Annotated in this window: 5 protein-coding genes; 4 read left to right on the top strand and 1 reads right to left on the bottom strand. The window is 71.1% G+C overall.

The annotated features are described in order from the left end of the window. Positions 1 to 253 (top strand): hypothetical protein (locus AB8Z36_RS27405; protein ID WP_369216056.1); only part of this gene is annotated, 253 nt, incomplete at its 5' end. Positions 254 to 278: 25 nt separating this feature from the next. Here the strand turns inward: AB8Z36_RS27405 and AB8Z36_RS27400 are convergent. Beyond that, complete coding sequence (locus AB8Z36_RS27400; protein ID WP_369216055.1) at positions 279 to 653, bottom strand: VOC family protein; 375 nt, start codon at positions 651 to 653, stop codon at positions 279 to 281. A gap of 282 nt (positions 654 to 935) precedes the next feature. Here AB8Z36_RS27400 and AB8Z36_RS27395 point away from each other — a divergent pair, with 282 nt between their 5' ends. The 3 genes from AB8Z36_RS27395 to AB8Z36_RS27385 form a co-directional block, all read left to right on the top strand. Continuing rightward, positions 936 to 1,454, top strand: a complete 519-nt coding sequence (locus tag AB8Z36_RS27395; protein ID WP_369216054.1) for a hypothetical protein — start codon at positions 936 to 938, stop codon at positions 1,452 to 1,454. Between the two features lie 286 nt (positions 1,455 to 1,740). Continuing rightward, complete coding sequence (locus AB8Z36_RS27390) at positions 1,741 to 4,773, top strand: family 16 glycoside hydrolase (RefSeq protein WP_369216053.1); 3,033 nt, start codon at positions 1,741 to 1,743, stop codon at positions 4,771 to 4,773. 120 nt (positions 4,774 to 4,893) lie between these two features. Continuing rightward, positions 4,894 to 6,914 (top strand): hypothetical protein (locus AB8Z36_RS27385; protein ID WP_369216052.1); only part of this gene is annotated, 2,021 nt, incomplete at its 3' end.

Below are 6,914 nucleotides of genomic sequence, written 5' to 3'. Positions count from 1 at the left end.
CGCCTCTCCCGCCGCCGCCTCCCCCGCCGCAGCGCAGGATCCGGTCCGGTCCGCCCTGCCGGTCCCGTCGGCGCCGTCGGTCGAGCCGCCCGTCATGGAGACCTCGCTCTACCCGGGCGTGTTCAACGGCGTCGCACAGCTGGGCCAGTTGGGCCGGGTCACCGAGGCGGCGGATCCGTTCATCGGCATGCTCGCCCCGGTGTCCGACCTCGTACCCGCGAAGCCGGTGTCCGGCCTCGCTCCTCGAAAGTAGCGGCGCCGACGGGCCGCGCCGGGCGTCAGTCGAGGTAGTGCGCCCGCCCCTCCTCGTCCATGTCGACGGAGCCTTCGGGGATGACGCAGAACTCATTGCCCTCGGGATCGGCCATCACGAGGAAGCCGCTGTCGGCGTACTCCGCCAGGCGGCGTCCGCCCAGCGCCTCGACCCGCCGCTGCTCGGCGGCCGGGTCGGGGGCGCTGACGTCGAAGTGCATGCGGTTCTTGCCCGGCGTGGGATCGCCGGTCCGCTGAAAGCCCAGACCGAGGCCGTTCTCGCGCCGCAGCCATACATAGGGTCCGGTGCGGCCCACGACCGGCCGGTCGAGGACCTCGGACCAGAACGCGGCGAGCCGCTCGGCGTCGACGGCGTCGACGATGAGGGCATCGATCCGCATCGGCGAGTTGCTCTGTATCGGCGAGTTGCTCTGTATCGGTGACTTGCTCCGCATCGGTGAGTGCGCCATGCCCCCGATCCTCGCAGGACCCGGACGCGGCGGCACTTTGCCTCCATTTTCCTTTTACCGGTACAACCATTCCCGGATGTGGCCGGAAGCATTCTCCGGGAGATTTCTTCGGGGAATTCGGGAACCGATTCCGCGGCCGAACTGTCTTAACCCGCGACCACGGACCGCACCGTTCGTGCGGAACCAGAAAAGACGGGGAAGGTTCCTTTCGCAATGCACACTCGCACCGCTTTCAAGCGCAGCACCCTGGTCGCCGCCACCGCTCTCGCCGCCGCCATGTCGGTCGCCGCCCTCACCTCCACGACGGCGGGCGCGTCGACCCCTGCCACCGGCACGTACAGTGTGGCCAAGGCGGTCGCCACCTCCTCGGGCGACCCGCGCAGCGCCGTCAACCGGGTCTCCGATTTCTACGGCGCCTACATCGACACCGTCTGGACGAACGAGGACCCGGCGGCGGACGACGCCGCCAAAGCACTGCGCTCCTTTTACCTGAGCAAGGCCGCCCAGAAGAAGGTCGCCGCATTCGAGGCGCGGGAGCACGCCGACGGAATTCTGTTCGCGCAGAACGTGCCGGTGAAGTGGAAGGTCACTTACACCGGTTCCGGCGCCGGGCACGCCACGTCGCTCGTCACCCTCACGTGGAGCGACGGCGCCGACGCCCAGGTCACCAAGATCAAGGTGCAGTCGAGCCTCCAGACACTGAAGATCACCGACATCGCGCCCGCCGACTAGCCGGGCGGCCACTGCCGCCACCCCCGCCACCGGGTGGAGACGGCCGCCGAACCCTCGTACCACGCGCCGCCGAGTGAGACCGCGTCCCCCCGCGGGTCCGCTCGGCGGCGCTTTCGTGTCCGCGGCCCCGACCCCACGGCCTCGCCCCCCCGCGTCCAGGGAGTTTTTCCTTTCTCTGGACAAAGTATGGACCTCCCCGGACAACCTCCCTACGCTGAGCGTCGCTTTGGCTACAGAAATCTGCGTAACCCCCCGCCGGAACCACCGGAACCACGCAGGAGGAAGAGTGAAGCCACGCCCCGAGCCGATACCCGGCCGGCACCGCCGCACCGCCCGAAGATCCACCGCCCTGCTGCTCACCGCCCTGCTGGGCGCCGGACTGCTCGCGCCCGCCGCGTCCGCCAAGGACGACAAGAAGCCCTTCGCGGACCTGCCGCCGCAGGAACCCGGCGTCACCCTGCGGGTGTTCGACGTGCAGACCCCGCTGAAGAAGCTGTGCGACCTCAAGCCCGCGCAGACACCCAACGTCGACAAGCTGATCCCGACGGCCGACTGGACGTCCACCGAGGGCTTCGGGTTCAACGACAACTTCGTCTCGCAGATCATCGGCAACCTGAACGTGCCCGAGGCGGGCACCTACGGCTTCCGCCTGATCAGCGACGACGGTTCGCGTCTCTTCGTCGGCGACCAGCAGGTCATCGACCACGACGGACTGCACGGCGCGGAGCCCAAGGACGGCGAGATCGCGCTCAACGCCGGGTACCAGTCGCTGCGCATCGAGCACTTCGACGCGGGCGGCGGCCAGCAGGTCACGCTCCAGTGGAAGCCGCCGGGGGCGAGCGAGTTCAAGACCGTGCCCAACTCCGTGCTCAGCACCGACGCCGGTGTCGTCCGGGTCACCGCGCCCGGCCGCAAGGAGTGCGAGGGCACCTACGACACCCCCGGCGACGGCCTTCCGCTCACCGAGGTCAACCCCGGCTACAAGCTCACCGACCTGCGCCCCAAGGGCTTCGAGCCGCAGGTCTCCGCGATGGACTGGCTGCCCGACGGCCGCCTCGCGATCTCCACCTGGGGCGGCAGCAACGAGACGAAGGGCGAGGTGTACCTCCTCGACCACGTCACCGGTGACACCAGCCCCGAGAAGGTCACGTACAAGAAGATCGCCGACGGGCTCCGGGAGCCGATGGGCATCAAGTACGTGGACGGCAAGCTCTATGTGTCGGAGAAGCACCAGCTCACCGAGTTGAACGACACCGACGGCGACGACGTCACCGACGACAAGCGGAAGATCGCCGAGTGGCCCTGGGGGAAGAACTTCCACGAGTTCGCCTTCGGACTGCTCTACGAGAAGGGCGACTTCTACCTCAACCTCTCCGTGGCCATCAACTACGGCGGCGCCACCACCGACCCGCAGCCCGCCAAGAACCGCGGCACGACCATCAAGGTCAACAAGGCGACCGGCAAGGTCAGTTACATTGCGGGCGGCCTGCGCACCCCCAACGGCATCGGCCGGGGGCCCGGCAACGACCTGTTCGTCGCGGACAACCAGGGCGGCTGGCTGCCCGCGTCCAAGCTGGTCCACATCAAGCAGGACCGCTTCTTCAACCACTACATGAACCCCGCCGGGCCCTACGACGACCAGCCCGTCACCAAGCCCGCGCTCTGGCTCCCGCAGAACGAGATCGCCAACTCCCCGAGCACCCCGATGCGGCTGAAGAGCGGACCCTTCGCCGGACAGATGGTCTTCGGTGATGTCACCTACGGCGGACTCCAGCGCGCCGACCTGGAGAAGGTCGACGGCGAGTACCAGGGCGCGGTGTTCCGGCACACCCAGGGCCTCGAAGCCGGGATCACCCGCATCAGCACCGGTCCCGACGGCGCGATCTACGCCGGTGGCCTCGGTGCGGACGGCAACTGGGGCCAGGCGGGCAAGCTGCGCTTCGGCCTCCAGAAGCTGACCCCCAACGGCAAGACCGCCTTCGACGTCAAGACGATGCGCGCCACCCGCGACGGCTTCGAACTGACCTACACCAAGCCCCTGTCCAAGGAGACCGCCGACAAGCTCACCAAGGGCGCCTACTCCGTGGAGCAGTGGCGCTACGCACCCACCCCGGCCTACGGCGGCCCCAAGGTCGACGAGGAGTCGCTGCCGGTCACCTCGGCGAAGCTCTCCGCCGACCGCCGCAAGGTGAGCCTGACCATCGCGGGCCTCAAGAGCGACCGCGTGGTGCACGTCCGCTCGCCGCGTCCGTTCTCCTCCGACACGGGTGAGCAGCTCTGGTCCACCGAGGCGTGGTACACCCTCAACGCCAAGCCCGGACCCGATGACCCGCAGACGACCTACGACGCCGAATCGGCCCGTCTCTCCGGCGGCGCGGCCACCGACACCGAGCACGCCGGGTACACCGGCGCGGGCTTCGTCGACGGGTTCGGCGACAAGGGCGCCAAGGCGTCCTTCGACGTCACGGTCGACAAGCAGGGCACCTATGACGTCGGTCTGCGCTACGCCAACGGCCCGCACCCCTCCCCCGGCACCAAGACCATCAGTGTCGGCGTCAACGGCGGCACCGCCAAGCAGACGAGTCTGCCGTCGACCGGTGAGTGGAACCGCTGGACCACCAAGGCCGAACGGCTCGTACTGCGCAAGGGCCGCAACACCATCACCTACTCGGTGGGGTCCGAGGACAGCGGACACGTCAACCTCGACGCGATCGACGTCCGCAGACCCGGCAGCCGCATCGACCTCTTCTCCGGCGGCAGCATCGCATCCGCCTGGCAGCACACCGACGGCCGCAGCGCCGAGTGGCCGCACACCCCCGAGAAGTCCATGGAGGTCTGCTGCGGCGACCTGCGCACCAAGCAGCACTTCCAGGACTTCAAGCTGCATGTCGAGTTCCGGGTGCCCAAGCTCCCGGACGACGTCACGGGCCAGGACCGCGGCAACAGCGGGGTCTACCTCCAGGAACGGTACGAGGTGCAGATCCTGGACTCCTACGGCGTGAAGAACCTCGCCAACAACGAGGCGGCGGCGATCTACCTGAAGAAGGCCGCCGACCTCAACGCCTCCACGGCGCCGGAGACCTGGCAGACGTACGACATCACCTTCCGCGCCGCCCGTTTCGGCGCGGACGGCAAGAAGACGTCGGACGCGCGGGTCACGGTCGTCTGGAACGGCAAGAAGGTCCACGACGACGTGGCCATCGACGGTCCCACCGGCGCGGGTGACCCGGAGTCGGCGGCGGCGGGCGCCATCCGCCTCCAGGACCACGGCAACAAGGTCCGCTACCGCGATGTGTGGGTGGAGCCGCTGTCCTCCTGAGCCCCGCGCTGCCCGGGTCTCCTGGGAGCGGCGCTTCCCCCCGGGCCTTGCCCGCGGCTCACGGGCCGCGGGCAAGGCCCGGCGCGTTCCTCTGTAGGGTCGGCGGCATGGGGGGGCGTGGTGGAGCACTCGCACGAGTCCGACGCGTTGGGCGAGATCGACTGGGCCGGGCTGCGGCACCACTACGGCTCCGCCGAGGATGTGCCCGCACTGCTGCGGCGGTGCGCGGGACCGGAGGCGCAGGACGCCGAGAACGCCGTCTTCGAGGTGGAGAACCTGCTCTTCCACCAGGGCGGCTGGGTCTGTTCCGCGGCCTCGGCGGCACTGCCCCACCTCGTACGGCTCGCCGCCGATCCCGAAGTGGCGGTCCGGCGCGGTGTGCTGGACCTGGTGGCGCTGCTCGCCGCGGAGGCGGGGCAGGTCGAGGAGCGGTTCCTGGACGCCGGGTGGCCCGCGGCCTGGGAGCGGGTCCTGGGCGGGATACTCGATCTGCTGGCCGATCCCGTGCCCGAGATCCGGCGGGCCGCGGCCGGTGCCCTCGCCCACTGCGCGAGCCCCGGCGCGCTGCTGCTGCCCGGCCTGTCGCGGCGCTGGCGGGCGGAGGACGACGCGGTGACCCGCCTGGACCTGGTCCTCGCCCTGGGGCAAGCGGCGGGGCGCGCGCCCGTCGGCCCGCTGGGTCAGGAGGTGCGCGCACTGCTGCACGGCCTGCTCGGCTCCCCCGAGCCGCAGCTGCGCCTCGCCGCCGTGCATGCCCTGGCGCCCGGCGATCCTGGCCTCGCCGCGAGTCACCTTGAGCCCCTTGTCGACGCGGTACGCGATCCGAGTGTGGCCCTGTGGCAGCGCTCCGCCGCGCTGGAGTGCGGAGCGACGGGCGTCCAGGCGTGGACGGCGACCCTGTTCCCCGGCCCGTCGCCCGCGTTCGTCCGCGGCCTGCTGGCCGACCACCCCGATCCCGGGCAGCGGCTCGGCGCCCTCGCGCAGGCGGGCGAACGCCATTGGGACAGCAGCGCGCCCGCCCCCGAGCTGCTCCCCCTCATCGCGGCCCGCCTGGCGGACACCGACACCGAAGTCCGCTACTGGGCGGCGCACTTGCTCGCCTGCGCCGGACCGGCCGCCGCCCCGTACGCCGACGAAGTCGCCGCCCTCCTCGACGACACCGAGGTCCGTACCGCCCGTACGGCGCATGGGGAGACGGTCGCGGACGCCGCCCTGTGGGCGCTGGCCCGGATGCGTGATCCGCGCTGCGTGCCGACGCTGGCCGCGTGGATCGCCGCGGGCCGGACGGCGTGCTTCGGTGCGTCCGCTCAGCACAGCGCCGCGAACTACTTCTTCCCCTGGCTTCCCGGCCTGGACGACATGCTCGTCGGGCTCCCGGACCTCGCCGGTCCGCTGCTGCCGGTGCTCCGCGACCGGCTCACGCCCGCCACGGACGTCAAGGAAGTAGGCCGCCTCTGTGCCGTGCTCGCCGCCTGGGGGCCGGTCGCCGCCGGTGCGGTTCCCTCGCTCGTCGCTCTCCTCGCGGACGCGGAGCATTGGGTTCCGGCGGCGAAGGCCCTGGCGGAGATCGGAGCGGTGGACGGCGCGGTGCGCGAGGCGGTGTCGGCGCGCGAGGCGCTGGCGGCCCGCATGGCCGAGGGCGGTCCGGACGCCCAGGCCGCCGCATCGGCCTACTGGCGCCTCGGAGGAGAGCCGGGCCCGGCGCTGAAGGTACTGGCACCCGCCGCGACCACCGGCACATACCCGCACCCGGCCCTGCGCGGACTCGCCGGACTGGGGGCGCACGCGGCGGCGTACGCACCCGCGCTCAGGGCACGGCTCTCCGCCACCGATCCATGGACACGGACGGAGGCCGCGCATGCGCTGTGGGCGGTGACCGGGGACGTCGAGGGCACCGTCCCGGTCCTTCTCGATGTCGTACGCGATCTCGCCGCAGGCCGGTACAGGCCCGTCATGCTCACCGCCGTGCGCCATCTGACCCGCATGGGCCGCGCCGCCCGGCCCGCCGCCGATCTGCTGCGCGAACTGCCCGCGTGCGACCGGCGCCTGCGCTGTTTCAGCGGTTGGCGGGCCTTCACCGAGGACGCGGCGATCCGCTCGGCGGTCGATGACCTTCTCGCGGGCCATGCGGGTCAGATGGC

This window comes from Streptomyces flavofungini (assembly GCF_041028215.1).
GTDB lineage: Bacteria > Actinomycetota > Actinomycetes > Streptomycetales > Streptomycetaceae > Streptomyces > Streptomyces flavofungini_B.
This window is presented reverse-complemented; position numbering and strand designations above follow the sequence as displayed.